Annotated in this window: 1 protein-coding gene; it reads left to right on the plus strand. The window is 37.7% G+C overall.

Annotation, left to right across the window (positions count from 1 at the left end; genetic code table 11):
* Positions 1–275 (plus strand): hypothetical protein (locus R0J92_RS22120; RefSeq protein WP_411053232.1); only part of this gene is annotated, 275 nt, incomplete at its 5' end.
* Positions 276–332: the final 57 nt, after the last annotated feature.

Genomic DNA, 332 nt, shown 5'->3' on the forward strand with positions numbered 1-332 from the left:
CTGATCAGTTTCGTGATTTTCGTCATGGTAGTGACCAGTCTAATACCAGCACTTTAACTTACCAAGAAACAGGAACTAAATCAGACCGCACTTATACAATAGAAGTTACTTTCACCCCTAAGGATCAAGAACCGTTTGATGTCCTGATTGTGGAACATCGCGTCTATGACTTATCACCAAGTGAGTTTAGCTCCGCCTCTAACAATACCAAAGAAGATGCCCTGTTAACTGAAAATTATTCTGAGGTGATTCCTTATGCAGCATTTGAATGCTAAAACAAAAAAAATTTATTTTGAATTAGCAGTAGGCTTTACTCTCCTAGAAGTGATAAT

It is taken from the genome of Tritonibacter sp. SIMBA_163 (assembly GCF_046535935.1).
GTDB classification, from domain to species: domain Bacteria; phylum Pseudomonadota; class Alphaproteobacteria; order Rhodobacterales; family Rhodobacteraceae; genus Epibacterium; species Epibacterium scottomollicae.